Origin of the sequence: Bradyrhizobium sp. BRP19, assembly GCF_020194195.1 — a bacterium.
GTDB lineage: Bacteria > Pseudomonadota > Alphaproteobacteria > Rhizobiales > Xanthobacteraceae > Bradyrhizobium > Bradyrhizobium yuanmingense.
Window position 1 is genome coordinate 42,328 of sequence record NZ_JADYVZ010000004.1, and the last position, 25,779, is coordinate 68,106.

Sequence of the window (25,779 nt, forward strand, 5' to 3'; positions counted from 1 at the left end):
TGACGGTTAGCCAGCGCAGACAGGGAGAACGGACATGAAGGCAGCAATTTTCGCCATCGCCATCACGGCGCTTGCCGCGGGGTCGGCTCTGGCGCAGGGCGGTGCGCCAAGCGGGCGCGGCTCCGTGACGGGCGACCCCGCCGCAAGCTCCGCTAACCCGCAGGCGGACACGCCGACCACCGGAGCGGCCACCCGCTCGAATCCAAGCGGAAGCGGCACGTCATCGTCCGGCGGCAAGGACGACAACGGCGATGCGGGTCGCGACAAGATGCCGGAGAGCGACCGCACCGTGCGGCCGCAGAGCCAGCAACGTCCGAACGCCAAGTAGAGTTATTTGTCCGCCATGGTGCGCTCGGCGTCCCTGACCTGCGCGCGCAGCAGCGGAAGCTGTTCGCGCGCGAACGCTGCGAGCGCCGCATTGTCGGGCGCCGTCAGATAGCGCTCGAGCAGGCCGATGATCGATTCATACTCGGGAATCTGCGCGGCATAGAAACTTCTGACATAGGCCGGACCATCCGACATTTCGGGCTCGACGAGGCTCGCGCTCGAGGATGTTGCCCTGCCGAGCTGCAGTTCGGCGCCGATCGCCTGCTGGACCTCTTTCAGCCTCTTGTCGCGCTTAGCCGCTTCCTCGGCGCGCAGGGCGGCGAGGTTCTTGACCTCGGCGTTGCCCTTGAGGTCGGTGTTCTCGAGCAGCCCCTGTTGAAACCGGCTGAAATTGTAGGCACCGCTGATCACCTCGATCGCGGAGGGCACCCGTGCGCCGGGCTTTCGTTCGCCAAGGCTGTCGGCAAGCGCCGAGGTGCTGATCAATGCCAGAATGATTGCGGCGACAACTCGCATCGATCTTCAATGACGAACCGCGTGCGAAAGTTCCCCGACCATTACGATCCGGTAAGCGGGTTGCGGCGCAAGAGTTCCGTCCCCACGTCCTCTATATGAAACAGTCTGACGTCTTCAGAGACAACGCTGACAATTGTCTTCAGCTTGCCGAGCGCGCTGACGGACAGCCCGCCCATAAGCGCTATTCGCGCATGGCCGACGCCTGGACGGCACTCGCCAACGAGCAGGATTGGCTCGACGGCGAAATTTCGCCCGTTCCCGTCCATGCAGCTCCAAAGCGGAACGGGTGAGCTCGTCTTCAAGAATCTGCATGTGAGACCGCTCACGGAAGGCGCACAACTGATTTGGGATCATCCGGGAACGTCGATCGCGGAGATTCCAATTGCAGAAGGAGGTTTGGCGATGGCTCCGCGTCTGGCTCTTCTCTCCCTCATTCTCGCCTTTGGCGTCTCCGTCGCGTTCGCGACGGTGACCACGGTGCGACAGGTGCATCTCGAGAGCGCATCTCCCGTCCACGCCGTGCGCAGCTGATTGCCGCAGCGGAACATTTGACGCCGCTATGCGTAAGCGCTCCGACACATCAGCAGACGCGAGAGCGCATCATGGCCCATTCCGACCAAGGCATCGTCAAGGACAAGCGTGGGGAGGTGCAGCCCCGCGACAAGGAACGTGCGCAATCCGTGCACAAGGCGGATCCGAAAGGCTCCCCCTCGCGTGAAGCGACGCGCGATCCCAAGCTGAACGACAACATCAAGACGCCGGGTTCCGGCGCCATGCCGGACGGCTCGAGCGACGCCACGGGCTAGCTCTCACCAGGAACGAATTTCCGCGGGAAGTGTCGACGGATTGCTTCCGGCAGTCATGCCCCCGGTGCGCCGGAAGCAATCTCCAAGGACGGCCCTGGCACCCACCGTGCCGGGGTCGTTTGCTTCTGGAGGGGCTTTCCGTGCGTCATTCGGCGCCGCTCTCCGGATCCCCCTGAGTATGTCCTTCAGGCCCGCGGCCGAATACGCCGAAGCTGCTTGACTTCACGCCCGCAGCGGCATCGACGCCCACAGCGGCCAGTCCGAACTTCAGGAGTTCGCGGACTGCTGCCGCCCGCGTCGGCATGCGGTGCTTGAACCGGAAATCGTCAATGGCGGCCAACTCTTCCGGCGAGAGCATGACCTGAAGGCGCTCGGCGCGAAGGTCGTTCATGGCGATCACGCAAATTGAGTAGGTTGAGTAGCTTACTCAACGAACCTACTTGATGAGAGTTCCGCGAAAGCCGACGAAGTCTGCAAGGGAGTAGGAAATCAAATAAAATCAATAATTTATTGAAACGCATGCCGCCGGAAGACATTGTTCCGGAAGGGAGAGAGACCATGACGGACGAAGTCAGGTTACCTCGCAAGCTTTCCGCAGAACCCGCAGCGCCCGAGCCGGTGCGGCCAAGCCAGCAGAAGATCATTGATGAGGTCGAGCGCTGGGCCAACAGCCCGGGCCTTCAGCCGCCGCAATCGCAGCCTTCGACGGGAGCGAAAGCGAGCTAGGGCATGATCCGAAAAAGTGCGAAGCGGTTTTCCGCAAAGATCATGCGTAAACAACAATCTAAAGCGCGATGACGATTCATCTCATCGCGCTTTAAGGCTTTGCGAAGCGAGAGCCCGTTGCCGACGGCGAATGGCCTGATCGGCGCGATTTGTGGGAGACATTGCGAAGCTTGCGTCTGAGCCACCAGGCCGACACGGACACGATGGCCCAGACCGTCAGCGCGGCGAAAAAAGCGAGCGCGACGCTTGCCCCGACGATTAAATGGAAGATAGCGGCGAACGCGGCGAGGCCGATGCTACCGAGCGCGGCGCCGGCAGCATCGAGCGCCGCGGCCTTCTGTCCGCGACGCCGCCCGCTCAGGCCGGCCTTCTCCTTGGCGTGACGCTCGTGGCTTTCGATCAGCGTCGCGCTGGCGCAGAAGATGGCCGGAAGAGCAAGAAAGAGCCCGCCGACGGACGGGCCGAACTTCGAGCCGATAACGCCCGCGAGCACCGTCGCACCGCCGCCGAGCACGAAGCGAATGGCGTACTCGTACCACCGCGTCTGTTTCAGCGCCGATGTCGATAGCTTCACCAGCATCAGGCGGCACCTCCCAGGCCGGCGAGCAGGCCGAAGGCGACAACGAGCCATGCGGCAAAGGCGAGGATCGTGGCTGGAAGCGCGCCGAAACGGAACCTCATCAGGAGGTGGCAGACGACGACGCTGTAGCAGGCGAGTGCGACGGCGCCATATATCATCGTCCAGCTCTGGGCCGCAGCATATTGCGGGCCGTGCTGGACCACTGCGATGGCGAGGGTGGCAAGCGCCACCGACGGTGCGGCGCCGAGCAGCCCGGCAAAGCTCTTCGGCCGCAGCATGTCACCGAGGATCGCGAAGACGGATACGATCAGGCCGCCGGCGACGAAGCGCACGAGATATTCAGTCATGGCTGTCCCCGGCCTTGCGCTGCCGCTGCCGTGACTTCGCCATCGTGAACGGCCGGAACAGGCGCTCGACAACGATGCCCAGCATGAAACCTGCCACGACATCGCTGACCCAGTGCGCGAGCAGCGCGACACGCGTCAGGGACAGCGCTACCGCAAAGGAGCGCGCCAGGTTGCGCGGGGTCGGCGGCAACAGGCCCGCGGCCGAGGCAAGGGCGCCCATATGCACGGCGTGACCTGAGGGAAATGCATCATGCGCGCGCCCCGAAAAGGGAACACCGCGCCCATGGCCGCTCACCGTCAGCCGGTCGGGCCTCGTCTGATCGAACACGCATTTTAAGACATGCGGTAACACGGCCGTCGCCAGCGACACGATCAGGACGTGATCGGCAACGGGGCGCTGCTGCGGGTGCCGGAGGCGGGTGTAGAGCCAACCTGCTGCCGCGAGCGCAACCAGGACATGCTCGTCGGCGCCCCACGTCATGGCCTGGGCGGCATGCTCGAGCCCCGAGTTGGTATTGTGCGCGATCTCGTTGGCGATCGCCGTATCGATCCGGGTGGGTTTGACTGTTACAAGGGCCATCGGTCCGTCGGCGACTGTTCCTCCATGACAGTTTTGTAAAGCCTGGAAGCAAAGAAGGTTCCTGGCTCAACCGGCAGGCACCGCCCAGCGGCAGCGCGATGACGTTCTCATCGCGCGCGAGAAGGGACGCCGGCAGGGCCGGCATCCCTCAGCGATGCGTTACTTGTTGGATTGGCCGACGCTCGGCGCCCGGCCGAGGTTCTTGGCCATCTCGAGGTGGTGCTTCAACGCCGGGAGCGTCTTGCCGGCCCAATCCTTGAGCTGGGCATTGTCGCCGCCCTTGGCGTAGCGCTCGAACAGCGACACGGCATCTTCATGCGCGCTGACCTGATAGGAATTGTAGTCCGAGCTGAAATCCTTGCCGCTCGCATTCTTGAGCTTGTCGATCTTGCTCTGGTGCGAGCTGTCGAGCGCCGTCGGCAGCTTGGCCTGTACCTTGCCATTGCCGACCAGTCCCTTGAGCTCGTTGCTCGTCTTGGTGTGATCGGTGATCATCTGCTGCGCGAAGGCTTTCTCTTCCGCGTTGCCCTTCTGCTGGGCGAGCTTGCTCGATTCGATCTCAAACATGTCGCTGATCGCGACCTGCGTCACGAAGTCCGCGGTCGCAGGCGCAACGCCGAGCGCCGAATTCACGCCGGTCTTTTCGCCCAGCGACTGGGCGAGGGCAGGGCCTGCGAGAATCATGCAGGCAAGAGCGATGATTGTGCGTTTCATGGTCAAATCCTTCCGAAAAGGTCGCGTGGCCGCTTGCCGGCGACGTGCGGCGACCAACACGCCGCCGGGGCCGAGGTTCCTAACGGCTAATCCGCGCGATTCCGTCCGGTGCGCGGATTGATGGGATCTGTCGGCTTGCGTCGAAGCCGTTCGGGCAGGAACGGTTCGGCCGCCGTGGCGGTCGCGTCGGCCCGTACGTCCGCGTGGTGCTGCGCCTGCTCGTGGGAGGTGGGGTTGTCACTGATCCGGCGCTTGACGTCGAGACCGTCGACCGGATCGTTGACGCCGTGCCGGATGTCGCGGAAATCACTCATGGCTCGCCTCATTGCTTTCCTGGCAGGATCGATTCCAGCACCTGCCGCGCTGCTCCCTTGATCATCCCGCTCTCGTTCGGGTCGCCCTTCATCAGGGCGAGCGAGAAGTTCTTCGCCTGCTGCAAGGTGATGTGCGGCGGCAGCGGCGGCACCTCGGGATCGGTTTTCACTTCCAGCACGACGGGCATCTCGCTTGTTAGCGCCTGTTCCCAGGCCGAGCCGAGCAGCTGTGGGCTGTCGACGAAGATGCCGCGCAGGCCGACGAGCTCGGCGAAGCGCGAATAGGAGACGTCGGGAATGCGCTGTGACGCCTCGAACTTGGGATCACCGTTGATGATGCGTTGCTCCCAGGTGACCTGGTTGAGGTCCTCGTTGTTGAAGACGCAGACGATGAAACGCGGGTCCTTCCAGTCGCGCCAATACTTCGCCGCGGTGATCAGCTCGGCCATGTTGTTCATCTGCATGGCGCCATCGCCGACGAGTGCAATCACGGGGCGGTCGGGCTGGGCGTATTTGGCCGCGAGCGCGTAAGGCACCGCAGCGCCCATCGAGGCGAGCCCGCCGGAGAGCGAGGCTGTCATGCCGCGCCGCATCTTCAGGTCGCGGGCGAACCAGTTGGCGCATGAGCCGGAATCGCTGGTGATGATGGCGCGGTCGGGCAGGCGCGGCGACAATTCCCAGGCGACGAGCTGCGGATTGACTGGCGCGGCGGGCTGATGCGCGCGGCCATCCAAAGTCTTCCACCAGGTCGCAACGTCGTCCTGAATGCCCTGGCGCCAGGCGCCGTCGCTCTTGGGCTTCAGCCGCGGCAGCAATGCGCGCAGCGTCTCGGCGGCATCTCCGATGAGGCCGACCTCCATGGGAAAGCGGATCGACATCATGCCGGCGTCGATGTCGATCTGGACGCCGCGCGCGCTGCCTTCCTTCGGCAGGAATTCGGCGTAAGGAAAGGCCGAGCCCACCATCAGCAGCGTGTCGCATTCCATCATCATGTTGTAGCTGGGCTCGGTGCCGAGCAGGCCGATCGAGCCGGTGACCCATGGCAGGTCGTCGGGTAGCGCCGCCTTGCCCAGCAGCGCCTTGGCGCAGCCGGCCGACAGCCGGTCGGCGACCGCGATGACGTCGTCGGTTGCACCGAGCGCTCCGGCGCCGACGAGCATCGCGACCTTCTTGCCGGCATTGAGGATCTCCGCGGCGCGGTCGAGATCGGCATCACGAGGGACGACTTTAGGTGGGCTGTACCCGACGCCGGAATGCAGCGTGCCGTGCGCACGGGGCGGGTCCTCGTAATTCTCCTCCTGCAAGTCGTTGGGCAAGATGATGACGGTGGGAGTCCGCCGCGCCAGTGCGATCCGCACCGACCGATCAATCAGGTGCCGCACCTGCGCAGGCGAGGAGGCCTGCATGACATAGGCGCCGGCGACGTCCTTGAACATCGAGAGGAGGTCGAGTTCCTGCTGATATTGACCGCCGAGGGCGTTGCGCGACTGCTGGCCGACGATCGCCAGCACCGGCTGGTGATCGAGCAGCGCATCGTACAGCCCGGTGACGAGATGCGAGGCGCCGGGACCGGAGGTCGCAATGCAGACGCCGAGCTGACCTGAGAATTTTGCGTAAGCGGTGGCCATGAATGCCGCCATTTCCTCGTGCCGCGCCTGCACGAAGCCGATCTTGCCGCCCGCCCGGTTCATCGCACCGAACACGCCGTTGATGCCGTCGCCGGGATAGCCAAAGATGTGGCGCACGCCCCATTGGTGCAGGCGCTGAATGATGAAGTCGGAGACGGTCTGGGACATTGCGGGCGGCTTTCTCTGTTGCGGCCTCGATAGCCTCAGAGAACCGGTTCTTTGTGGCGATGTTCCCAAGCATTTCCGGAACACGCGCCGGAACGATCGCGCACCCCTTTCGGTTGATTCACAAATGGCCGAGTGGAGAATAACGATGCTCAATCAGAGCGAACTGGACCGTAACGAGATGGGCCGGCTGATCGGAAGCGACAAGGTCGAGGGAACCGCGGTCTACGGTGCCGATCGCAACAAGATCGGTTCAATCGAACGGGTCATGATCGACAAGATCAGCGGCAAGGTCTCATATGCGGTGCTTGGTTTCGGCGGCTTTCTCGGCCTCGGCAATGATCACTATCCGTTGCCCTGGCAGTCGCTGAAGTACGACACCGAGCTCGGCGGTTACGTGACTGCGATCACCGCCAAGGATCTCGAAGGCGCGCCGAAATACGGTGAGAAGACCGACTGGAACTGGAGCGACGACGCCGCCGTGCGCGGCATCAACTCCTATTACGGTGTTCCCTCGCTTGAGCTTTGAGAGGCGCGGCGCCTCACTCACTCCCCCGCTTCTCTCCGCCCCGGGCCCGCATGCACATGCACCTGCTTGGCATGCAGCACCTCGCCGCATTCCGAGCACACCATTACGGGATCGAACAGCTTGCCGCAGCTCTTGTGCTCGTGCAGCAGCGGGCGGCCGCGCTCGTCGCCCATATGGGCGTCGCCCCAATGCACCATCGCCATGATGATCGGGTAGAGGTCGAGCCCCTTCTGGGTGAGGATGTATTCGTAGCGCTTCGGTGCCTCGGAATAGGGGACGCGGCGCAGGATGCCGAAGCGGACCAGCTTCTTCAGCCGCTCCGAGAGCAGATGGCGTGTGATCTGCAGCGAGGTCTGAAACGCTTCGAACCGCCGTACCCGCAGGAAGCACTCGCGCAGGATCAGCAGCGTCCAGCGGTCGCCAATCGCGGCGACGGTGCGCGCGAGCGAGCAGGGCTCTTCCTCCAGCGTGTCCCATTTCATGATGCGGTTCCTGCAAGTCGTCAGTCTGAAAAAGGAACTAAGTTGATCGATCAGAGAGATTCTCACTAGAAGCTAACATTCAGCCGCTCAGTTTGACAGTTCTATTTTTGAACTATAGCCTCCGGCACATAAATGCCGCGCGCTCGCAGCGCGGCCCATGGGAGGAGGCGGTCTTGTCCAAGCGAAACGCCACTGCGGCCGTCATCGGAGCCGGCGATTTCATCGGCGCCGAGATCGCCAAGAAGTTTGCCGCCGAAGGGTTCTCGATTTTCGCCGGCCGCCGCAATGGCGATAAGCTGGCGCCGCTGGTGCAAGAGATCGAAGCCGCCGGCGGCGAGATCCACGCCCGCTCACTCGACGCGCGGAAGGAAGATGAGGTCATCGCCTTCCTCAACGACGCCGACAAGCACGCACCGCTGGACATCTGCATCTTCAACGTCGGCGCCAACGTCAATTTCCCGATCCTCGACACCACCGAGCGCGTGTTTCGGAAGGTGTGGGAGATGGCCTGCTATTCCGGCTTCCTCGCGGGCCGTGAGGCGGCGCGGCTGATGCTGCCGCGGGGCGGCGGCAACATCTTCTTCACGGGTGCGACTGCAAGCCTGCGCGGCGGCAGCGGGTATGCCGCCTTCGCCAGCGCCAAGTTCGGCCTGCGCGCGGTCGCGCAGGCGATGGCACGCGAGCTCGGGCCGAAGAACATCCACGTCGCCCATCTCATCATCGATTCCGGCGTCGACACCGAATGGGTGCGCCAGCGCCGGCTCGAGGCGCTCGGGCCGAATGCGCTCGATAATCCCGATCTCCTGATGCCGCCGTCATCGGTCGCGAGCGCCTATTGGCAGCTCTACCAGCAGCCGAAGAGCGCCTGGACCTTCGAGATGGAGATCCGCCCCTTCGGAGAGAAATGGTGACCGCCGCGAGAAAGTCCGGCTAGACTGAGCTCAACATCAAGCAAAACCGGGAGGATTTTCAGTGAAGACCGCGATCACCGAACTGTTCGGCATCGAGCACCCGATCATCCAGGGCGGCATGCATTTCGTCGGCTTCGCCGAGCTGGCCGCTGCCGTCTCCAATGCCGGCGGGCTCGGCATCATCACCGGTCTCACGCAGAAGACGCCCGAGCTGCTCGCCAAGGAGATCGCGCGCTGCCGCGACATGACGGACAAGCCGTTCGGCGTCAACCTCACCTTCCTGCCGGCCTTCTCGGCGCCGCCTTATCCGGAATATATCGCGGCCATCGTCGAGGGCGGCATCAAGGCGGTGGAGACCGCGGGCCGCAGCCCGGAAGCCTACATGCCGGCGCTGAAGGCCGCCGGCATCAAGGTGATTCACAAATGCACATCGGTGCGCCACTCGCTGAAGGCCGAGCGCATCGGCTGCGACGCCGTCAGCGTCGACGGCTTCGAGTGCGGCGGCCATCCCGGCGAGGACGACATTCCCAACATGATCCTGCTGCCGCGTGCGGCGGAAGAGCTGAAGATCCCGTTCGTCGCCTCCGGCGGCATGGCCGATGGTCGCAGCCTGGTCGCGGCGCTCTCGCTGGGCGCGGCCGGTATGAACATGGGCACGCGCTTCATCGCCACCAAGGAAGCGCCGGTGCACCAGAACGTCAAGAACGCGCTGGTCGCAGCCACCGAGCTCGACACCCGCCTGATCATGCGGGCGTTGCGCAATACCGAGCGCGTCCTGAAGAACGCCAATGTCGACCGCCTGCTCGAGATCGAGCGCCAGAAGGGCGCCAAGCTCACGATCGACGACATCCACGACCAGGTCGCGGGCGTCTATCCCAAGATCATGCTGGACGGCCAGATGGACGCCGGTGCCTGGAGCTGCGGCATGGTCGCGGGCCTGATCCACGACATCCCGTCCTGCAAGGAGCTGATCGATCGCATCATGGGCGAGGCGGAAGCCATCATCCGCAGCCGCCTGATGGGGTTCCTGGACGGGACGGACGCTGCGCGAAAGGTCGCCTGACACCGTCAAACTTCTTAACCACGGCGGCATCTGACCGCTGGAATTACGCGCGGCGCCTCCTAGATAGGGGTAAATTGCCCCTTTCATAAATCGATTTCAGGAGGCGTCCGTGGTCCTGAAAAGCGTTCCCTTCGCAATTGCCTTCGCCCTCGTGGTCGCAGGGGCCGGTGTTGCGCGCGCCGACGACTACAAGCCCGGCGAATATCTTGGTCTCGATCTCTCCAAGGCGGTGCTGTCGCCGAAACGTCTCGGGCCGGAGACGCACTTCGCGCCGGTCGCGCTCGAAGCGCGTGGCGCGAACGAAGCGCAGGCGCGTGCTGAGCCGGTCGATGTGCCGAAGAAGGTTGCCGCCGAACGTGTTCGTGTGGCCGAGCCGAAGAGCGCGCATGCCAGAAGCGCACCGTCGCGCGGGGCGGCCCGCGCCAAGCTAGCACGCCGCGGCAACCCGCTCGATGCGCAGGCGATGGACACCCGCATCCAGACCTGGCCATGCCGCGCTGGCGGCATTTGCAACTGGAAGCGGTGATCACAGCCGTCATCCCCGCGTCGCAAAACCGTAGGCGCGGAGTCAAGAAACCGTAAGCTGGCAGTCAAGGAGCGCAGGCACCTTCCGTCGCGATTCGACGAAGGTCTCCTGAATGGCAACGCTCCGCGCCTCGCGCGCCTGGACCCGGCGGCAGTTCCTGGTCCGCTCCGCCTCCGGTCTCGCCATCGCCTCGCTCGCGAAGCCTCATGTGAGCCGCGCCGCCGATCGACCGCAGATCACAGGCGGCATCCAGTCCGGCGACGTCTCCGGCGGCTCCGCGGTGATCTGGGCGCGCGCCGACCGTCCCGCGCGGATGCAGGTGGAATGCTCTACGGTCGAGAGCTTCAAGACCATCATCGCCTCGGCCTCCGGCGATGCGCTGCCCGCTGCCGATCTCACTGCAAAACTCCTGCTAGCGGATCTGCCGCCCGGGCAGGACATCTTCTACCGCGTCCGCTTCGACGACATCGCCACCGGACTCGTCGGCGAAAGCCGCGTCGGCCATTTCCGCACCGCGCCGGCAGCGCGCCAGTCGATCTCGTTTCTGTGGTCCGGTGACACCGCGGGCCAGGGCTGGGGCATCGACGTCTCCCGCGGCGGCTATCGCAGCTATCGCACCATGCTCGATAACAATCCGGATTTCTTCATCCACTGTGGCGATCACATCTACGCGGACTGCACGATCCCTTCCGAACAGAAGCTGCCGAACGGCGAGACCTGGCGCAACCTCGTCACCGAAGAGAAGTCGGAGGTGGCGCACACCCTGGCGCAGTTCCGCGGCAACTACAAATACAACCATCTCGACGAACACTTTCGCGCCTTCCATGCGCAGGTGCCGATGTTCGCGCAATGGGACGATCACGAGGTGACCAACGACTGGTCGCCGATCGGGACCTATGACGAGTCCGGACACGAGGACGACGGCACCCCGCGCCTGGTCGCGCGAGCCCGCCGGGCCTTCTTCGACTTCATGCCAATCCGCGACATCGGCGCGCGGCACGGCCGCGTCTATCGCAAGATCGCCTATGGCCCGCTGCTCGACGTCTTCATGATCGACATGCGCAGCTACCGCGACGAGAGCTGGAACAAGGGCGATGATCACCGCGGCTGGATCCTGGGCGCCGAGCAGCTCGCCTGGCTCAAGCGCGAGCTCGCCGCTTCGCGCGCGACCTGGAAGGTGATCGCGGCCGACTTGCCGATTGGCCTGATCAGCCTGGATGCCGTTGCGCTCGGCGATGGGCCGCCCGACCGGCGTGAGCACGAGATCGCCGATCTGCTCGCATTCATCACGCGCGCCGGTATCCGCAACATCGTCTGGCTCACCGCCGACATGCATTACACCGCCGCGCACTACTACGATCCGAAGAAGGCGCAATTTAAGGATTTCGAGCCGTTCTGGGAGTTCGTCTCCGGCCCGCTGCATGCCGGCAGCTGGGGACCGGGCGAGCTCGACGACACCTTCGGCCCGGTCGCGATGTACCAGCATGGCTGCAGCGCTGCGCAAGGCGAGAATCTCGCGCCCTGCTTCGGCTTGCAGTTCTTCGGGCGGGTCGACATCGATGGCCACAGCGGCGTGATGACGGTGACCCTGAAGGACGTCGACAATCGCGACCTCTGGTCGGTCGACATCGTGCCGCAGCCGCAGATGCAGCCCGCGATTGTGGCGCAGCATTGGTGAGGTTGCGGCGCGCCAGTCGTCATGCCCGGGCTTGTCCCGGGCATCCACGTTCTTCGTGCCGCGTGGCAATGCGTGGATGACCGGGACAAGCCCGGCCATGACGATGGAGAGGCATTGCTAACCCGATCTTGATTGGCCGCTGTGCTCCTCCCGCGCTAGGGTGAGGGGTCCCGCCACTTCTTTTCCATCACCGAAAAGTCTACTCACGCGGCATCGCCGCGCGATCCGGTGGGCTGAATTGCTCAGGAGCCTGTTGCATGGATCATCTGAAAACCCAGGGCATCAGCATGCCCAAGCTCGGCCTCGGCACCTTCCGCATGCAGGGCGATGCCTGCCGTGCCGCGGTCGAGAGCGCGCTTTCGATCGGCTATCGCCACATCGATACCGCCGAGATGTACGCCGACGAGGAGGCGATCGGCGCGGCCATCGCCGCGTCCGGCGTGTCGCGTGGCGAGTTGCACGTCACCACGAAAGTCTGGCACGAGAACCTCAGCTCCGATGCGATCCGCCGCGCTTTCGACGCCAGCCTTAGGAAGCTCCGGCTCGACCATGTCGACCTCTATCTCGTGCATTGGCCGTCGAAGGCCGCGAACTGGGGGGCGGTGTTCGAAACGCTGATGACGCTGAAGGAGGAGGGGCGCACGCGCGCCATCGGCGTTGCCAATTTCACCACCGCGCTGCTCGAGGTCGCGGTCGAGGAGATCAAGGCGCCAATCGCCTGCAACCAGGTCGAATATCACGCCATGCTCGATCAATCGAAGGTGCTTGCCTATCTCCAGCCGAGGTCGATCCCGCTGGTTGCCTATTGTCCGCTGGCGCAAGGGCGTTTCGCGAGCGATCCGGTGCTGGCCGACATCGGCGCCCGGCACGATGCCACCGCCGCGCAGGTCGCGTTGAAATGGCTGCTCGACCAGGACGGCGTCGCCGCGATCCCCAAGGCCTCGCGGCGCGAGAGCCAGCAGGCCAATCTCGACGCGCTGAAGATCACGCTCGACGATGTCGACCGCGAGAAGATCGCGGCGCTGGCGAAGGACAGACGCTGCGTCAATCCAGGTTTCGCGCCGGCGTGGGATTAGGCGCTCTTTACCCTCTCCCCCTGTGGGAGAGGGTGGCTCGCCGCAAAGCGGCGAGACGGGTGAGGGGTCTCTCTCCGCGCATAAGTCTTTCACTTTCGGACTTGCTGACGCAACCCCTCATCCGGCGCCATAGCCGATGCGCAGCATCGGCGTTCTCAAGAACGGCGGCCGAAGGCCGCCTATGCCACCTTCTCCCACAAGGGGAGAAGGAAAAGAACACAACAGAAATGGCCCCGTGAGGGGCCATTTCCTTGTCGCGTTGCGCATTAGTCCCAGTGGTGATGGCGATGGCTGCGCTTGATCACGACGACCTTGTCGCCGCGATGGTGGCGATGCCAGCCATGATGACGATGTCCGCGGAATTCGGCGCGGGCGCCGTACGGGCCGTGGTGATGATGATGATGATAACCGCCGCTGCGCTTGATCACCACCGTCTCCGCACTTGCGAGCGTTGGCGCCGCGATCACGAGCGCACCGAGAGCCGCAACCACATAACCAAGCTTCTTCATGATGTCCTCCTCCAAACGAATGCACATCTAAACCGCAGATTTGCGCGAACGTTCCGGAGGAGCGGGAAGAGAATTCTGAACGGATGTTCAGACGAAGGCGTGCTAGTCGCAGCGCTGCTGCGCGGGCGTCGGCGCACCGCTGGCGACGTATTTGCCGTTCCTGATCGTGTACTCGCCGCGCTCGCTGCGATTGTAGATCGCGCGCAGGCTGCCGTCCTTCTGCAACAGCAACCCGAACTCGCGGGCCTGATGCAGCGAGGGGAAGTACACCATGACATTGAGCAGGCCCTCGGCATTGACCGTGGCGGACACCACCTCGTTCTCGTCCCTGGCCTCGCCGAAATCGCGCCGGTACATCACACGGCCGTCTTTCCGGATTTCGTAAGTCAAGCGCGCGCCCTGGTCGCGGTCGGGCCTACCCGAGCAATCGACCGCCCAGGAGCCGAGCAGGCCCCATTGCTCCACGGTCACGGCCAGCGTCTCGGCACCAGCCGTGGGGGTGAACGCGACCCACAGCACCGCAGCCGCGATCCAGCGGCCCGAACAACGCATCATGTCCTGAAAAACCCCGCCTCGAACAATTCCAAAGTTTAGCATCCCGCGCGCGGCCCTGCCACGGCGGCTGCCGATCGCCCGCGAATTTGATCCGCGTCAATGAGGCGGGGCGGTTCGAAGATAAGATGGCGTTTCCCGAAGGCGAACGTGGATAGAGCAATGCTGAATCAAGTCATGGATTTTGCGGGCGAAGTACTGCCGGGGAGCTGTGCCGTACCGCCTTATTCCGAGGCCGCGTTTCTGAGCGAGCTGGGCGATCGGTTACGGTCCTCACGCATGCGCTGCGATCTGTCGCGCCGGGAGCTCGCCCGGCGCTCGGGGATTTCCGAGCGCTACATCGCCCAGATCGAGGCCGGCAAAGGCAACGTCTCCATCGTCCTGTTGCTGCGGCTGGCTTCCGCGATTCACGGCAGTCAGCCACAGGCGGCGTGAGGAGACGTCCGGACTGGGCCTCAGGCTCGCTTCTCCACATTGGCGCTGCGGGCGGGCACGCCAAACTCCCTGCGGCAGACTTCGGCTAGCACGGCGACGCCATCGCGGATCTGCTGGTGCGTGGGGCTGGCAAAGCACAGCCGCAGCCGCGAAGCGGAATGGCCCTTGCTGGTCGACCATTCCGGCCCCGGATTGATCGAGACGCCGGCGGCGAGCGCGGCCTGATACAGCTTCAGCGTATCGACCTGGTCGGGCAGCTTCACCCAAAGGAAGATGCCGCCCTTGGGCTCCTCGAACTCAGCGGCGGTCCCGAACTGCTCGTTGAGCGCTTCCATGAGCGTGTCGAGCTTGGTGCGCAGCGCCTTGGTCAGGGCCGGCACGTGAGTTGAAAAATGCGGCTTGCAATAGGTGGCGAGCACCATCTGCTCCAGCGCACCGGAGCCAGCATCCGTCTTCAGCGCCAGCATCCGCGACATCACCTCCCAGGGCGCCACGACGAAGCCGACGCGCAGCGCCGGCGCGATCGACTTGGAGAACGAGCCGATATGAATCACGCCGCCGCTCTCGCTCATCGCGTAGATCGCGGGCGGCCGCTGCCCCGACCAGATGAGGTCGGCATAGCAATCGTCCTCGAAGATGGGCACGCCATATTCGGTCGCGAGCCGCACCAGCTCGGTGCGGCGGCTCTCGGGCATGATGCTGCCGGTCGGGTTCTGCACCGTCGGAATGGTGTAGATGTATTTCGGCCGGATGCCGCGGCGCTTCAGGTCGGCCAGCGCGGAGGCCAGCAGATCCATGCGCATGCCGTCCTGGTCGAGGGGAATGCCGACGACGTTGACGCCGAGCCGCGCCAGCCGTGTCAGGGAGCCCTGATAGCTCTCCTGCTCGAAAATCACGGTGTCGCCGCGCGTCAATAGGGTGGCGTTGACGAGGTCGAGCGCCTGCAGCGAGCCGGAGACGATCAGGAGGTCGTCGACCGTGCAGCTGATGCCGGCGTCGCGCTTGAGTTTCGTCACCAGGAATTCGCGCAACGGCAGGTAGCCCTGCGGACCATGCGCCAGACCGTAGGTGGCGAGCGAGCGGCCCTCGCGCCGCAGCACCGTGTCGGCCGCTTCGATCAGCTCGTCGAGCGGCACCTGTTCGGAATCGTTGTTGCCGCCGACGAAGCTGTATTTGGCAAGGCCCGTCCAGCGCGCAGACGGGGCCGGCAGCCCTGCTGGAAACAGGGGCGCGAAATCGAAGCTGGACGTCATGGGAGCGTTCCTCGTTTTGTTCTTGTTGAGCTCGGCTTTGCACCGGCCGCCTTACTTCTTGCCGGCCGTCCTGGTCGGACGGCCCTGACTGATGAAAGCGTAATGCGTGTTGGCGATGCCGCCAACCATTAAGGCTTCGACCACGGGTTCTGCGATCTCGCCCGTGGCGGCCCAGTCGACCAGAAAATTGGCGCCGGTCCCGCCGCGCACGTCGTCGGTCGGAATGAAGATCGAGACGGTGGCGAGCGGCCTCAACGCCACCGGCGTCTTCAGATAGCTCTCGACCTGCTTGCCTGCGGTGTCGAAATAGGCGATGCGTTTGATGACCAGCGGCTGGGTCTCGGAGGCGTTGTGTACGCTCAGCGTCACCGAGAAGTCGACACGCAGCTTGCCCTGGCTCATCGCGACGCTGGAATAGGCGGGCACGTAGAAACCGCCGGATACGGCGAGGTCCTCCTTCAGCGGCGTGGTGAGCGAATCGGCAAAGTTTTGTTCGATACTGACCTTGGATTGCGCGGCGGCGGGCACGGCAAAGGCGAGGGGAGCGAGCAGCATGGCTGCGAAGAGCCCATTCCGCATGTGACGAATTGCTCGCTTGCCGCACCGCAACCCACCTCTAGGGTGCGGCAAAACGGACCAATTTGGCATGCATGAGCTCATTCGCGATATCACACTCTCTATTCTGTTCGCCTGGATGCTGGGGCTTCTCGCCCATTTCTCCCGGCAACCGCTGATCCTGGCCTACCTTATCGCCGGCTTCTGCATAGGTCCATTCGGCGCCGGCTGGGTCCATTCGCAGGAATCGATCAGCGTCATCTCCGAGCTTGGCCTGATCTTCATGCTGTTCATGATCGGGCTCGAGATCGACCTGAAGAAGATCGTTCGGGCCGGGCGGGTGATCCTGTTCGCGGCGGGCAGCCAGCTGCTGGGCGGCTGTCTGCTCGGGCTTCTGTTCTTCGTCGGCATCGGCCTGTCGCTCGGCGGTGGGCATTTCGATGCGGTCTATCTCTGCGTCGCCTGCGCGCTGTCGAGCACGGTCATCATCGTCAAGGTGCTCTACGAGAAGCGCGAGCTCGATACGCTGCCGGGCCGCATCACGCTCGGCGTGCTGGTGCTCCAGGACATCTTTGCCATCCTGTTCCTGGCGGTGCAGCCGAGTCTCGCCAATCTGCAGGTCAGCGTCATCCTGCTCTCGATCGGCCGCGTCGCGGTGCTGGTCACGGCCGCGCTTCTGGTCAGCCGCTACGTGCTGCCGCGCGTGTTCCACCAGATCGCCCGGCGGCCCGAGCTGATCCTGCTCGGTGCGCTCGCCTGGTGCTTTCTCGTCGCCGAGACCGCCTATCAACTGTCGCTGTCGCGCGAGATGGGTGCGCTGATCGCCGGCGTCTCGCTCTCGACCTTCCCCTATGCGCTCGATGTCACCGCCAAGGTCACCACGCTGCGCGACTTCTTCATCACGCTGTTCTTCGTCGCGCTCGGCATGACCATTCCCGTGCCCGGCCTCTCGGTGATCAGCCTCGCCTTGATGATCGCGGCGTTCACGGTGGTGAGCCGCCTCGTCACCACCTTCACCCCGCTCTATCTGATGAAGCAGGGCCTGCGCGCCAGCCTGTTGCCGGCGCTCAACCTCGCGCAAATCTCCGAGTTCTCGCTGGTCGTGATCCAGACCGGCGTCGCGGACCGCCACATCGCAGCCGAGACGGCGAATGCGGCTTCGTTCGCCTTCGTGGTGCTGGCGGTGCTCTCGACCTTCGTGATGACCCGCAGCGACGAGATCACCCGCTGGGCGATCGGCCCCTTGAAGCGGATCGGCCTGCGCGATCTCGACCATGGCAACGGCCATGCCGAGGAGGGCCACGGGGGCGGCCATGGCGAGGCCCGCCGCATCGTTATCCTCGGCTTTTTCCGTGCGGCGAGCGCGCTGCTGGCCGAGATCGAACGGCAGGCACCGGTGCTGCTCGAGCAGATCACCGTGGTCGATTTCAACCCCAATGTGTACCAGACCCTGCTTTCACGTGGTCTGCACGTGATCTATGGCGACATCAGCAGCGCCGACACGCTGCTCCATGCCGGCGTCGGCAAGTCCGAGATGATCATCCTCAGCGTGCCGGATTCGCTGCTGAAGGGCGCCACCAACGAGAAGTTGGTCCGTCACGTCCGCGCGCTCAATCCGACCGCCCTGATCGTCGCCACGGCCGACCTGTTGGCCGACGTCGGCGCGCTCTACGAGGCCGGCGCCAGCTATGTCACCGTGACCCGGCTCAGCGATGCACATGAGCTGTTTACCGTGATCGAAGCCGCCCAGGCCGGCCTGCTCGCGGACAAGCGCGCCGAGCTCGATCAGCGCCTCGGCGAGCGCCGCGAGGTGCTGCCCTGACGGCGTCGGGCCGCCTTCCTTGCCCGCCTTCCTTGCGGGCAATCTGCGCCTATATCGCTGGTATGCCCGGTGCAAGCCTGAAACCCATCGGCAGGCCCGCCCTCGGACATATGTGGTTGCGCTGGGGAGACTAGCGCCCCGACCCAAGTCCGGCTAAGCCTCCCGGCCATAACCGATAGAGATTGGGAAATGCCCGATAGCGTTCAGGAAGTCTTGCAGGCCTTTGCTCGGGGTGAGCTCGTGGTCGTCACCGACGACGAGGACCGCGAGGGCGAGGGCGATCTGATCGTCGCCGCCTCGCTGTGCACCGCCGAGAAGATGGCCTTCATCATCCGCCATACCTCCGGCATCGTCTGTGCGCCCGTGACGACCGAGGACGCGCGCCGGCTGCGGCTCGATCCGATGGTCGCCCACAACGATTCCGCGCACACCACCGCGTTCACGGTCTCGATCGACTACAAGCCCGACGGCGGCACCGGCATCTCCGCCGAGGAGCGCGCCTCGTGCTGCCGCGCGCTCGCCAATCCCAATGTCGGCGCCAACGACTTCGCCCGGCCCGGCCACATCTTCCCGCTGATCGCCAAGGACGGCGGCGTGCTGCTTCGCTCCGGCCACACCGAGGCCGCGGTCGACCTCTGCAAGCTTTCCGGCCTGCCGCCGGTCGGCGTCATCAGCGAGCTCATGAACGACGACGGCAGCGTGATGAAGGGCGAGCAGGTCGCGCAATTCGCGGTCAGGCACAAGCTCAAGCACGTCACCATCGCGGACATGATCGCCTACCGCCAGGCGCGCGAGAAGCTGATCGAGCGGGTCTCGACCTTCGTCACCGACAGCCCGATCGGTCCCTTGCAGGGCTATGCCTACCGCTCGCCGTTCGATTCCATCGCCCACGTCGCCTTCGTCTATAACGGGGTCGGCGACGGCAAGAACGTGCTGACGCGCTTTCACAAGCCGAACATCGTCAAGGACACCTTCACCGGCCACAAGCGCATGGCCGCCGTGCTCGAGCATTTCAAGAAGACCGGCCGCGGCGTGCTGGTCTACCTGCGCGACGGCGCGGCCGGCGTGCCCGTTTCGCCGCTGCCGGACGAGACGTCGACGGAGGCCGACCGCAACCGCCAGTGGCGCGAGGTCGGCGTCGGCGCGCAGATCCTGCGCGACCTCGGCGTGACTTCGATCCGGCATCTCACCTCGTCGGTGCACGACTACAAGGGCCTATCGGGCTTCGGCATCGAGATCGTCGCCAACGAGCAGCTCGAAAGCTGACACGCATTGTCTTTCTCCCGGTCGCGCTGAAAGCGCCACCCCGGAACGACCAAGCCAGGATGCAATTGAACTTGTTGCCGCGGCGCTTTACTTTGTCGGGCAATTATCGACGGAACCAGACGCGAAAGGACGTTTCATGAGCGTGCGCCCTCAGGCCAAGGACAAGCCGGCTGCGGCTTCTTTCCAGTGGGACGATCCGTTCCTGCTCGACGAGCAGCTCACCGAAGACGAGCGCATGGTTCGCGACACCGCCCGCGCCTATGCGCAGGACAAGCTGCTGCCGCGCGTCTCCAAGGCCTATCTCGAGGAGAAGACCGACCGCGAGATCTTCAACGAGATGGGCGAGCTCGGCCTGATCGGCATCACGCTGCCGGAAGAATATGGCTGCGCCAATGCGAGCTACGTCGCCTATGGCCTCGTCGCGCGCGAGATCGAGCGGGTCGATTCCGGCTATCGCTCGATGAACTCGGTGCAGTCCTCGCTGGTGATGTACCCGATCTACGCCTATGGCGACGAGAACCAGCGCAAGAAGTACCTGCCCAAGCTCGCCAGCGGCGAGTGGGTCGGCTGCTTCGGCCTGACCGAGCCCGATGCCGGCTCCGATCCGGCCGGCATGAAGACCCGCGCCGAGAAGGTGTCGGACGGCTATCGCCTCACCGGCAGCAAGATGTGGATCTCGAACGCGCCGATCGCCGACGTCTTCGTGGTCTGGGCCAAGTCGGCCGCGCACGACAACCAGATCCGCGGCTTCGTGCTGGAGAAGGGCATGAAGGGCCTGTCCGCGCCGAAGATCGGCGGCAAGCTCTCGCTGCGCGCCTCCATCACCGGCGAGGTCGTGATGGACGGCGTCGTGGTCCCGGAGGACGCCCTGCTGCCCAACGTGTCCGGCCTCAAGGGCCCGTTCGGCTGCCTCAACCGCGCCCGCTACGGCATCTCCTGGGGTGCGCTTGGCGCCGCCGAGGACTGCATGCACCGCGCCCGTCAATACACGCTCGACCGCAAGCAGTTCGGCAAGCCGCTCGCCGCGACCCAGCTGGTGCAGAAGAAGCTCGCCGACATGGAGACCGAGATCGCGCTCGGCCTGCAGGGCTCGCTTCGCGTCGGCCGCCTGATGGACGAGGGCAAGTTCGCGCCCGAGATGATCTCGATCATGAAGCGCAACAATTGCGGCAAGGCCCTCGACATCGCCCGCACCGCCCGCGACATGCACGGCGGCAACGGCATCTCGATCGAGTATCACGTGATGCGCCACGTCCATAACCTCGAGACGGTCAACACCTACGAGGGCACCCACGACGTCCACGCCCTGATCCTGGGCCGCGCGATCACGGGCATTCAGGCGTTTTTCTAGTCACTGTGTTTTTCCGCCGCGGCTAGCTTGCTCAACTGTCATCGCCCGCGCAGGCGGGCGATCCAGTATCCCAGAGACTTCGCTTTTGTCACTGGCGCTGCGGCGTACTGGATACCCCGCCTTCGCGGGGTATGACGGCAGAGAGTGTGGCACAGGAAGTCCCATGTCCGACAACGACGACGTCCCGTTCAACCGCAACTTTCCGCTGAAGCCCGGCATCGTCGAGGAGGTCCGCCCCGGCGTGCGGCGCGTGCTCTGCAACAATCCGAGCCCGTTCACCTTCACGGGCACGGTCAGCTACATCGTCGGCAAGGGCAATGTCGCGATCATCGATCCCGGTCCAGACGATGCGGCGCATGCGGCGGCGCTGCTCGATGCCGTGCGCGGCGAGACCGTGACGCACATCTTCGTCACCCACACCCATCGCGACCATTCGCCGAACACCGCGCGGATCAAGCAGGCGACGGCGGCGCCGGTCTATGCCGAAGGCCCGCATCGCGCCTCGCGGCCGCGATTCGAGAGCGAGAAGCACAATCCGGAATCCGGCGCCGACCGCGATTTTGCCCCGGACGTCAATCTCGCGCACGGCGACGTCGTGGAAGGTGACGGCTGGCGGCTCGAAGCCGTCGCGACGCCCGGCCACACGGCCAACCATCTGGCATTCGCCTGGCCGGAGCGGAAGTTCAACTTCGTCGGCGATCACGTGATGGGCTGGTCGACCTCGATCGTGGCGCCGCCGGACGGCTCGATGATCGACTACATGGATTCGCTCGACCGGCTCGCCACCCGCGAGGAGGATCTCTATTTCTCGGGCCATGGCCCCGAGATTCCCGAGGGCCAGCGCTTCGTGCGCTTCCTGATCCGCCACCGCAAGGCACGCGAGGCCTCGATCCTGCACCGCCTCGCCAAGGGCGAGACCGACATCCCGACCATGGTCCGCGCGATCTATATCGGTATCGATCCGCGCCTGACGACAGCTGCCGGCTATTCCGTGCTGGCGCATCTGGAAGATCTGGTCGCCCGCGGCGTGGTGGCGACGGATGGCGATCCCGTGATCGGCGGGACCTATCGGATGGCCTAGGGGCGAATAGCGAATGGGGAATAGCGAATGGGCGGCTCCATTCGCTATTCGCTACTCCCCATTCGCCAAGTCACTTCTTCACCGTCTTCGCCGGCGCCTTGGGCGGCGTCACCGGCGTCTTCTTCACCGGCTTGAGTGCATCGGCGTCGGCGGCGGTGTTGAGGTCGTCGATGAATGTCTTGACGCGTGCGGCGTTGCTGCCGAGGTCGCTGTCGAAATTGCGCGACGCAGAGCGGATATCGACGCGGGAATCATCGCCATCCGGCACGACCCTGATCGAAACGTCCTCGCGGAAACCCATGATCGGCGTGCGCGCCACCGCCTCGATGCGGCCGATGCGGCGCGGCGGCTGCGGTGCGCGCTCGTCGATCACGATCCATTTGCGCTTGTGGACGAGCTGAAGCGCGATCGCATAGGCGCGGTCGGCCGAGATCTCGAGCTCGACGGGCTCGATCTCGGGATAGAAATGGCGCTGCTGCTCCGCCGAATAGAGGCCGGCATAGACCGCGGTGTTGGTGCCCTCGCCGGTGCGCAGGCGCGCCAGCGCATCGAAGCGCGGCGGATCAATCGGATTGGTGGTGATGTCGTAGATCGACGGCAGCTTGCGATATTGAAAGGCCAGATAGGCGGGATAGGCGAGGATCGCCCCGTCGATCAGGAAGGCGAGCAGGATGCGCGCCATGCCGCGCGAGCCGTTCTGCCAGATTGCGGCAAAGCCGGCGAGCCCGAACAGGATCGAGAGGCCGGCGATCGCGAGCCCGCCGATGAACGTCGCCAGCGCCGGCTTGGGCTCCAGGAAATCGAAACGGACGACGATGATCGACACCACCACCGCCAGAACCGCGAACACGGCCAGATTGCGCGCCCAGCTCGCGAGGCTGGACACGGGCTCCGACTGGTAGGGAGCGGAAAACCTGCGGGCCATCGGGTGAGCTCTGCCGGGGTTGGCGATGCCGGCCGATTTGGCGCGACGATGCGCCGTTGAGACCACGGCGCGGGAGCAAATTCAAGGGTTCCTGCTACGCCCAAGCCGTCATGCCCGGGCTTGTCCCGGCCATCCACGTTCACTGCACCGTGGGGCAAGGCGTGGATGGCCGGGACAAGCCCGGCCATGACGTCGTGGAGGCTTCAACAAGTCGGACGCTGACGCCCCTCCAAGGAGGGGCGCACCCAGCCCGTCACGCCGCCGCGTTCGGGAACCGGTAATCCTTAAACTGGTCGCGCAGCGCCGTCTTCAGGATCTTGCCGGTGGCGGTGTGCGGAATGCCGTCGACGAAAGCGACGTCGTCGGGCATCCACCATTTGGCGATCTTGCCCTCCATGAACTTCAGGATGTCCTCGCGCGTGGCCTGCTGGCCCTGCTTGAGCTGCACGATCAGCAGCGGCCGCTCGTCCCATTTCGGGTGGAACACGCCGATCACGGCGGCTTCCGCCACGGCGGGGTGGCCCACCGCGAGGTTTTCGAGGTCGATCGAGGAGATCCACTCGCCGCCGGACTTGATCACATCCTTGGAGCGGTCGGTGATCCGCATATAGCCGTCCTCGTCGATGGTCGAGACGTCGCCGGTGTCGAAGAAGCCGTCCTCGTCGAGGATGTTGCTATCGACGCGGTAATAGGCCTTGGCGACGGCGGGCCCGGAGACCTTGAGGCGGCCAAAGGTCTTGCCGTCCCAGGGCAGCTCCTTGCCGGCATCGTCGGTGATCTTCATCTGCACGGCGAACGGCGCATAACCCTGCATCTGCAGCACGTCGAGCCTGGCATCGCCTGTCGCATTCTGGAACGGCGGCTTCAGCGCCGCGACGGTTCCGATCGGGCTCATCTCGGTCATGCCCCAGGCGTGGCGGACGTTCGAACCCATGTCGAGGAAGGCCTTGATCATCGAGCGCGGCATCGCCGAGCCGCCGCAGATCACCATCTTCAGATCCGGCAGTTTGAGATTGTTGGCCGTCATGTGCTGGAGCAGCATCAGCCACACCGTCGGCACGCCGGCGGTGTGCGTCACCTTCTCGGTCGAGAGCAGTTCGTAGACCGAGGCGCCGTCGAGCTTGGCGCCCGGCATCACCAGCTTGGTGCCCTGCGAGGGCGCGGAGAAGGCGATGCCCCAGCTGTTGGCATGGAACAGCGGAACGACCGGCAGCATTGTCTCGGACGCACTGGTGCCGAGCGCGTCGACGTTATTGGCCATCAGCGCGTGCAGCACGTTGGAGCGATGCGAATACAGCACACCTTTGGGATCGCCGGTCGTGCCGGACGTGTAGCACATCGCCGCCGCCGTGTTCTCGTCAAAGTCCTTCCATTTGAATTTGCCGTCGGCCTGCGCAATCCAGTCCTCGTAGGCGACCGCGTTCTTCAGCGTGGTCTCCGGCATGTGAGCCTTGTCGGTGAGCACGATGTAGCGCTCCACGCTGGGCAGCTTGTCCGCGATCTTCTCCAGGATCGGAATGAAGGTGAGATCGGTCATCACGACGCGATCCTGCGCATGATTGATGATCCAGGCGATCTGTTCGGGGAAAAGGCGCGGATTGACGGTATGGCAGATGGCGCCGATCCCCATGATGCCGTACCAGACCTCCAGATGGCGCCAGGTGTTCCAGGCGATCGTCGCGACGCGATCGCCGAGCTTGATGCCGTCGCGCTCCAGCATCTGCGAGACCTTGAGCGCGCGCTTGTGGATCTCGGCGTAGTTGGTGCGATGGATCGGTCCCTCGACCGAGCGTGTGACCACCTCCTGCTTGCCATGAATCCTGGCGGCGTGTTCGATGATCCGGTGGCAGAGCAGGGGCCAATCTTGCATCAAACCAAGCATTCCGACGTTCCTCCGAGAAGTCGCTGGGCGCGTTATCGCTCTCAGCGTTGGGCCAAAGAATTGCCATGAGTTTTAGCCTGCCGGACTTGCGTCGCAAATGGTCTTGTCGCGGCTATATGTCCGCCGGGGCGGCAATGGTTACCGCTGCGGCGGGGCTGTTGCTGATCGCCGAAAGGGCAGAGGCGCGGAAATATCCTGCGCCGCTCGATATCTTCAACCTTGGAGCACCGAAGCCCCGCGCAACCGTTCGCGCCGCCAGGATTCCGCTGCCGAAGCCGCGTCCCGAGGAGGCCCCCAAAGCGTCGGATGAGGGGGCGGCGCAGGCAGACGGCAAGCCGTCCCCCGACAAGCCAGGCGCGGACAAGCCCGCCGAGTCCGCGCCGCCGCCCGAGAAGCAGGCCTCGGCCTGCCGGCTGGCGCTGACCGAGGAGATCGCGATCGCGCCGTCCATTCCGGATATCCGCGGTCCCGGTGCCTGCGGCGGCGAGGATCTGGTGCGACTGGAGGCCATCGTGCTGCCGGACAAGCGCAAGGTGACGGTCAAGCCGGCGGCCATCCTCCGCTGCACCATGGCGTCCGCGCTCGCCGATTGGGTGCGCAAGGACATGACGCCGCTGGCGACCAGCCTCGGCTCCGCCGTCAGCGAGCTCGACAATTTCGACAGCTTCGAGTGCCGCGGCCGCAACCGCGTGGCCGGCGCGATGCTGTCCGAGCACGGCAAGGCCAATGCCATCGACATCCGCGCCGTCAAGCTCGCCAATGGGCAGTCGATCGGCCTGACCGACCGCACCACCTCGCGCGAGGTGCGCGAGCGCGTGCTGCACTCGGTCTGCACTCGCTTTTCCACCGTGCTAGGCCCGGGTTCGGACTGGTACCACGAGGACCACATCCATCTCGATCTTGCGCAGCGACGCAACGACTACCGGATTTGCCAATGGAACGTGTGGGATCCGCTGCCTCAGGTCGCACCGCTGCTGCCGGCGGAGCGTCCCGAGGAGGCACCGCCGCGCGAGGTCGCGGCCAAGCCCGAGGCAAAGGAGGGCGCCGACGGCGGTGAGGCGGAAAAGCCTGCTGCACCTGCGGACAAGCCGGCGGCGGATGGCAACAAAGCCCGATCGCACCAGCCGGCAACAAAAAAGCGCCGGTGAAACCGGCGCCTTTGAAAGGCCTCGGACAAGGC

32 protein-coding genes are annotated in these 25,779 nt (G+C 64.7%); 17 read left to right on the top strand and 15 right to left on the bottom strand.

From position 1 onward, the window contains the following. Positions 1-34: 34 nt before the first annotated feature. The gene (locus I6F36_RS14710) at positions 35-328 is read left to right on the top strand and encodes a hypothetical protein (RefSeq protein ID WP_225171650.1); all 294 of its coding nucleotides are present in this window, start codon (positions 35-37) and stop codon (positions 326-328) included. Positions 329-330: 2 nt separating this feature from the next. Here the strand turns inward: I6F36_RS14710 and I6F36_RS14715 are convergent, their stop codons facing one another. Beyond that, positions 331-843, bottom strand: coding sequence for a DUF4142 domain-containing protein (locus I6F36_RS14715; RefSeq protein WP_225127577.1), 513 nt, complete (start codon positions 841-843; stop codon positions 331-333). 95 nt (positions 844-938) lie between these two features. Here I6F36_RS14715 and I6F36_RS14720 point away from each other — a divergent pair, with 95 nt between their 5' ends. The 3 genes from I6F36_RS14720 to I6F36_RS14725 all read left to right on the top strand — a co-directional run bounded on the left by I6F36_RS14720 (position 939) and on the right by I6F36_RS14725 (position 1,649). Further along, positions 939-1,133, top strand: a complete 195-nt coding sequence (locus I6F36_RS14720; protein WP_074447527.1) for a hypothetical protein — start codon at positions 939-941, stop codon at positions 1,131-1,133. 112 nt (positions 1,134-1,245) lie between these two features. Further along, complete coding sequence (locus tag I6F36_RS39680) at positions 1,246-1,374, top strand: hypothetical protein (RefSeq protein WP_260346296.1); 129 nt, start codon at positions 1,246-1,248, stop codon at positions 1,372-1,374. Positions 1,375-1,445: 71 nt separating this feature from the next. Further along, complete coding sequence (locus I6F36_RS14725; RefSeq protein ID WP_036003938.1) at positions 1,446-1,649, top strand: hypothetical protein; 204 nt, start codon at positions 1,446-1,448, stop codon at positions 1,647-1,649. A gap of 145 nt (positions 1,650-1,794) precedes the next feature. Here the strand turns inward: I6F36_RS14725 and I6F36_RS14730 are convergent, their stop codons facing one another. Further along, entirely contained in the window at positions 1,795-2,040 is a 246-nt protein-coding gene (locus tag I6F36_RS14730) for a hypothetical protein (RefSeq protein ID WP_036003940.1), read from the bottom strand. 167 nt (positions 2,041-2,207) lie between these two features. On the opposite strand from I6F36_RS14730, the gene I6F36_RS14735 reads away from it, so the two are divergent. Beyond that, positions 2,208-2,375, top strand: a complete 168-nt coding sequence (locus I6F36_RS14735; RefSeq protein WP_225171651.1) for a hypothetical protein — start codon at positions 2,208-2,210, stop codon at positions 2,373-2,375. Positions 2,376-2,466: 91 nt separating this feature from the next. Here I6F36_RS14735 and I6F36_RS14740 read toward each other — a convergent pair whose 3' ends face one another. The 6 genes from I6F36_RS14740 to I6F36_RS14765 all read right to left on the bottom strand — a co-directional run bounded on the left by I6F36_RS14740 (position 2,467) and on the right by I6F36_RS14765 (position 6,706). Continuing rightward, positions 2,467-2,955 (bottom strand): DUF3147 family protein, encoded by a 489-nt coding sequence (locus I6F36_RS14740; protein ID WP_225139695.1) that lies wholly within the window; start codon positions 2,953-2,955, stop codon positions 2,467-2,469. Continuing rightward, positions 2,955-3,302 carry a DUF3147 family protein gene (locus tag I6F36_RS14745; protein WP_036030998.1) on the bottom strand — a complete coding sequence of 116 codons (348 nt, stop codon included), beginning with the start codon at positions 3,300-3,302 and terminating at the stop codon, positions 2,955-2,957. The genes I6F36_RS14740 and I6F36_RS14745 overlap by 1 nt, the downstream gene beginning before the upstream one ends. Beyond that, positions 3,295-3,882 carry a phosphatase PAP2 family protein gene (locus I6F36_RS14750; protein ID WP_225171652.1) on the bottom strand — a complete coding sequence of 196 codons (588 nt, stop codon included), beginning with the start codon at positions 3,880-3,882 and terminating at the stop codon, positions 3,295-3,297. The genes I6F36_RS14745 and I6F36_RS14750 overlap by 8 nt, the downstream gene beginning before the upstream one ends. A gap of 159 nt (positions 3,883-4,041) precedes the next feature. Then, entirely contained in the window at positions 4,042-4,596 is a 555-nt protein-coding gene (locus tag I6F36_RS14755) for a DUF4142 domain-containing protein (protein WP_225171653.1), read from the bottom strand. Between the two features lie 86 nt (positions 4,597-4,682). Next, a complete protein-coding gene (locus tag I6F36_RS14760; protein ID WP_036003954.1) occupies positions 4,683-4,910 on the bottom strand; it encodes a hypothetical protein in 228 nt (75 codons plus the stop codon). 8 nt (positions 4,911-4,918) lie between these two features. Next, positions 4,919-6,706, bottom strand: coding sequence for a thiamine pyrophosphate-requiring protein (locus I6F36_RS14765; RefSeq protein WP_225171654.1), 1,788 nt, complete (start codon positions 6,704-6,706; stop codon positions 4,919-4,921). Positions 6,707-6,851: 145 nt separating this feature from the next. Between I6F36_RS14765 and I6F36_RS14770 the strand changes: the two genes are divergently transcribed. Further along, positions 6,852-7,232, top strand: coding sequence for a PRC-barrel domain-containing protein (locus I6F36_RS14770; RefSeq protein WP_225171655.1), 381 nt, complete (start codon positions 6,852-6,854; stop codon positions 7,230-7,232). Positions 7,233-7,249: 17 nt separating this feature from the next. Here the strand turns inward: I6F36_RS14770 and I6F36_RS14775 are convergent, their stop codons facing one another. Then, complete coding sequence (locus I6F36_RS14775; protein WP_225171656.1) at positions 7,250-7,714, bottom strand: helix-turn-helix domain-containing protein; 465 nt, start codon at positions 7,712-7,714, stop codon at positions 7,250-7,252. A gap of 173 nt (positions 7,715-7,887) precedes the next feature. Between I6F36_RS14775 and I6F36_RS14780 the strand changes: the two genes are divergently transcribed. The 5 genes from I6F36_RS14780 (at position 7,888) to I6F36_RS14800 (ending at position 12,968) form a co-directional block, all read left to right on the top strand. Further along, positions 7,888-8,625, top strand: coding sequence for an SDR family oxidoreductase (locus tag I6F36_RS14780; RefSeq protein ID WP_225171657.1), 738 nt, complete (start codon positions 7,888-7,890; stop codon positions 8,623-8,625). Between the two features lie 61 nt (positions 8,626-8,686). Further along, the gene (locus tag I6F36_RS14785; protein ID WP_225171658.1) at positions 8,687-9,688 is read left to right on the top strand and encodes a nitronate monooxygenase family protein; all 1,002 of its coding nucleotides are present in this window, start codon (positions 8,687-8,689) and stop codon (positions 9,686-9,688) included. 109 nt (positions 9,689-9,797) lie between these two features. Further along, a complete protein-coding gene (locus tag I6F36_RS14790; protein ID WP_225171659.1) occupies positions 9,798-10,214 on the top strand; it encodes a hypothetical protein in 417 nt (138 codons plus the stop codon). A gap of 112 nt (positions 10,215-10,326) precedes the next feature. After that, complete coding sequence (locus I6F36_RS14795) at positions 10,327-11,892, top strand: alkaline phosphatase (RefSeq protein ID WP_225171660.1); 1,566 nt, start codon at positions 10,327-10,329, stop codon at positions 11,890-11,892. A 257-nt stretch (positions 11,893-12,149) separates the two neighbouring features. Further along, positions 12,150-12,968: an aldo/keto reductase gene (locus I6F36_RS14800; RefSeq protein ID WP_225171661.1), complete on the top strand. Its 819-nt coding sequence runs from the start codon at positions 12,150-12,152 to the stop codon at positions 12,966-12,968. Positions 12,969-13,234: 266 nt separating this feature from the next. On the opposite strand, the gene I6F36_RS14805 is transcribed toward I6F36_RS14800, so the two are convergent. After that, positions 13,235-13,477 (bottom strand): hypothetical protein, encoded by a 243-nt coding sequence (locus I6F36_RS14805; protein ID WP_036031049.1) that lies wholly within the window; start codon positions 13,475-13,477, stop codon positions 13,235-13,237. A gap of 102 nt (positions 13,478-13,579) precedes the next feature. Further along, positions 13,580-14,032: a hypothetical protein gene (locus I6F36_RS14810; RefSeq protein WP_074447526.1), complete on the bottom strand. Its 453-nt coding sequence runs from the start codon at positions 14,030-14,032 to the stop codon at positions 13,580-13,582. Positions 14,033-14,191: 159 nt separating this feature from the next. On the opposite strand from I6F36_RS14810, the gene I6F36_RS14815 reads away from it, so the two are divergent. Then, positions 14,192-14,464, top strand: coding sequence for a helix-turn-helix domain-containing protein (locus I6F36_RS14815; RefSeq protein WP_036031024.1), 273 nt, complete (start codon positions 14,192-14,194; stop codon positions 14,462-14,464). A 20-nt stretch (positions 14,465-14,484) separates the two neighbouring features. On the opposite strand, the gene I6F36_RS14820 is transcribed toward I6F36_RS14815, so the two are convergent. After that, the gene (locus tag I6F36_RS14820) at positions 14,485-15,717 is read right to left on the bottom strand and encodes a PLP-dependent aminotransferase family protein (RefSeq protein WP_225171662.1); all 1,233 of its coding nucleotides are present in this window, start codon (positions 15,715-15,717) and stop codon (positions 14,485-14,487) included. A gap of 51 nt (positions 15,718-15,768) precedes the next feature. Then, complete coding sequence (locus tag I6F36_RS14825) at positions 15,769-16,296, bottom strand: DUF3124 domain-containing protein (RefSeq protein WP_036004005.1); 528 nt, start codon at positions 16,294-16,296, stop codon at positions 15,769-15,771. Positions 16,297-16,363: 67 nt separating this feature from the next. Here I6F36_RS14825 and I6F36_RS14830 point away from each other — a divergent pair, with 67 nt between their 5' ends. The 4 genes from I6F36_RS14830 to I6F36_RS14845 all read left to right on the top strand — a co-directional run bounded on the left by I6F36_RS14830 (position 16,364) and on the right by I6F36_RS14845 (position 21,792). After that, positions 16,364-18,094, top strand: coding sequence for a cation:proton antiporter (locus I6F36_RS14830; protein WP_036004008.1), 1,731 nt, complete (start codon positions 16,364-16,366; stop codon positions 18,092-18,094). Positions 18,095-18,283: 189 nt separating this feature from the next. Then, positions 18,284-19,360: a 3,4-dihydroxy-2-butanone-4-phosphate synthase gene (ribB, locus tag I6F36_RS14835; protein ID WP_036004011.1), complete on the top strand. Its 1,077-nt coding sequence runs from the start codon at positions 18,284-18,286 to the stop codon at positions 19,358-19,360. A gap of 136 nt (positions 19,361-19,496) precedes the next feature. Continuing rightward, the gene (locus tag I6F36_RS14840; protein WP_036004014.1) at positions 19,497-20,711 is read left to right on the top strand and encodes an acyl-CoA dehydrogenase; all 1,215 of its coding nucleotides are present in this window, start codon (positions 19,497-19,499) and stop codon (positions 20,709-20,711) included. 163 nt (positions 20,712-20,874) lie between these two features. Next, the gene (locus I6F36_RS14845; RefSeq protein ID WP_036004017.1) at positions 20,875-21,792 is read left to right on the top strand and encodes an MBL fold metallo-hydrolase; all 918 of its coding nucleotides are present in this window, start codon (positions 20,875-20,877) and stop codon (positions 21,790-21,792) included. Positions 21,793-21,862: 70 nt separating this feature from the next. Here the strand turns inward: I6F36_RS14845 and I6F36_RS14850 are convergent, their stop codons facing one another. Further along, positions 21,863-22,717, bottom strand: a complete 855-nt coding sequence (locus tag I6F36_RS14850) for a DUF1499 domain-containing protein (RefSeq protein WP_036004020.1) — start codon at positions 22,715-22,717, stop codon at positions 21,863-21,865. Positions 22,718-22,970: 253 nt separating this feature from the next. Further along, on the bottom strand, positions 22,971-24,599 hold the full coding sequence (locus I6F36_RS14855) for a fatty-acid--CoA ligase (RefSeq protein ID WP_036004029.1): 1,629 nt from the start codon (positions 24,597-24,599) through the stop codon (positions 22,971-22,973). A gap of 65 nt (positions 24,600-24,664) precedes the next feature. Between I6F36_RS14855 and I6F36_RS14860 the strand changes: the two genes are divergently transcribed. Further along, entirely contained in the window at positions 24,665-25,747 is a 1,083-nt protein-coding gene (locus I6F36_RS14860; protein ID WP_225127561.1) for an extensin family protein, read from the top strand. Positions 25,748-25,779: the final 32 nt, after the last annotated feature.

Excerpts from the sequence above, each read along its gene's own strand:
- I6F36_RS14745 (WP_036030998.1), bottom strand. The coding sequence starts at position 3,302 with ATGACTGAATATCTCGTGCGCTTCGTCGCCGGCGGCCTGATCGTATCC.
- I6F36_RS14855 (WP_036004029.1), bottom strand. The coding sequence starts at position 24,599 with ATGCTTGGTTTGATGCAAGATTGGCCCCTGCTCTGCCACCGGATCATC.
- I6F36_RS14825 (WP_036004005.1), bottom strand. The coding sequence starts at position 16,296 with ATGCGGAATGGGCTCTTCGCAGCCATGCTGCTCGCTCCCCTCGCCTTT.
- I6F36_RS14830 (WP_036004008.1), top strand. The coding sequence starts at position 16,364 with ATGCATGAGCTCATTCGCGATATCACACTCTCTATTCTGTTCGCCTGG.
- I6F36_RS14765 (WP_225171654.1), bottom strand. The coding sequence starts at position 6,706 with ATGTCCCAGACCGTCTCCGACTTCATCATTCAGCGCCTGCACCAATGG.
- I6F36_RS14770 (WP_225171655.1), top strand. The coding sequence starts at position 6,852 with ATGCTCAATCAGAGCGAACTGGACCGTAACGAGATGGGCCGGCTGATC.
- I6F36_RS14760 (WP_036003954.1), bottom strand. The coding sequence starts at position 4,910 with ATGAGTGATTTCCGCGACATCCGGCACGGCGTCAACGATCCGGTCGAC.
- I6F36_RS14810 (WP_074447526.1), bottom strand. The coding sequence starts at position 14,032 with ATGATGCGTTGTTCGGGCCGCTGGATCGCGGCTGCGGTGCTGTGGGTC.
- I6F36_RS14750 (WP_225171652.1), bottom strand. The coding sequence starts at position 3,882 with ATGGCCCTTGTAACAGTCAAACCCACCCGGATCGATACGGCGATCGCC.
- I6F36_RS14805 (WP_036031049.1), bottom strand. The coding sequence starts at position 13,477 with ATGAAGAAGCTTGGTTATGTGGTTGCGGCTCTCGGTGCGCTCGTGATC.
- I6F36_RS14845 (WP_036004017.1), top strand. The coding sequence starts at position 20,875 with ATGTCCGACAACGACGACGTCCCGTTCAACCGCAACTTTCCGCTGAAG.
- I6F36_RS14730 (WP_036003940.1), bottom strand. The coding sequence starts at position 2,040 with ATGAACGACCTTCGCGCCGAGCGCCTTCAGGTCATGCTCTCGCCGGAA.
- I6F36_RS14795 (WP_225171660.1), top strand. The coding sequence starts at position 10,327 with ATGGCAACGCTCCGCGCCTCGCGCGCCTGGACCCGGCGGCAGTTCCTG.
- I6F36_RS14725 (WP_036003938.1), top strand. The coding sequence starts at position 1,446 with ATGGCCCATTCCGACCAAGGCATCGTCAAGGACAAGCGTGGGGAGGTG.
- I6F36_RS14740 (WP_225139695.1), bottom strand. The coding sequence starts at position 2,955 with ATGCTGGTGAAGCTATCGACATCGGCGCTGAAACAGACGCGGTGGTAC.
- ribB (WP_036004011.1), top strand. The coding sequence starts at position 18,284 with ATGCCCGATAGCGTTCAGGAAGTCTTGCAGGCCTTTGCTCGGGGTGAG.
- I6F36_RS14820 (WP_225171662.1), bottom strand. The coding sequence starts at position 15,717 with ATGACGTCCAGCTTCGATTTCGCGCCCCTGTTTCCAGCAGGGCTGCCG.
- I6F36_RS14775 (WP_225171656.1), bottom strand. The coding sequence starts at position 7,714 with ATGAAATGGGACACGCTGGAGGAAGAGCCCTGCTCGCTCGCGCGCACC.
- I6F36_RS14735 (WP_225171651.1), top strand. The coding sequence starts at position 2,208 with ATGACGGACGAAGTCAGGTTACCTCGCAAGCTTTCCGCAGAACCCGCA.
- I6F36_RS14860 (WP_225127561.1), top strand. The coding sequence starts at position 24,665 with ATGAGTTTTAGCCTGCCGGACTTGCGTCGCAAATGGTCTTGTCGCGGC.
- I6F36_RS14800 (WP_225171661.1), top strand. The coding sequence starts at position 12,150 with ATGGATCATCTGAAAACCCAGGGCATCAGCATGCCCAAGCTCGGCCTC.
- I6F36_RS14850 (WP_036004020.1), bottom strand. The coding sequence starts at position 22,717 with ATGGCCCGCAGGTTTTCCGCTCCCTACCAGTCGGAGCCCGTGTCCAGC.
- I6F36_RS14840 (WP_036004014.1), top strand. The coding sequence starts at position 19,497 with ATGAGCGTGCGCCCTCAGGCCAAGGACAAGCCGGCTGCGGCTTCTTTC.
- I6F36_RS39680 (WP_260346296.1), top strand. The coding sequence starts at position 1,246 with ATGGCTCCGCGTCTGGCTCTTCTCTCCCTCATTCTCGCCTTTGGCGTC.
- I6F36_RS14720 (WP_074447527.1), top strand. The coding sequence starts at position 939 with ATGAAACAGTCTGACGTCTTCAGAGACAACGCTGACAATTGTCTTCAG.
- I6F36_RS14755 (WP_225171653.1), bottom strand. The coding sequence starts at position 4,596 with ATGAAACGCACAATCATCGCTCTTGCCTGCATGATTCTCGCAGGCCCT.
- I6F36_RS14815 (WP_036031024.1), top strand. The coding sequence starts at position 14,192 with ATGCTGAATCAAGTCATGGATTTTGCGGGCGAAGTACTGCCGGGGAGC.
- I6F36_RS14710 (WP_225171650.1), top strand. The coding sequence starts at position 35 with ATGAAGGCAGCAATTTTCGCCATCGCCATCACGGCGCTTGCCGCGGGG.
- I6F36_RS14715 (WP_225127577.1), bottom strand. The coding sequence starts at position 843 with ATGCGAGTTGTCGCCGCAATCATTCTGGCATTGATCAGCACCTCGGCG.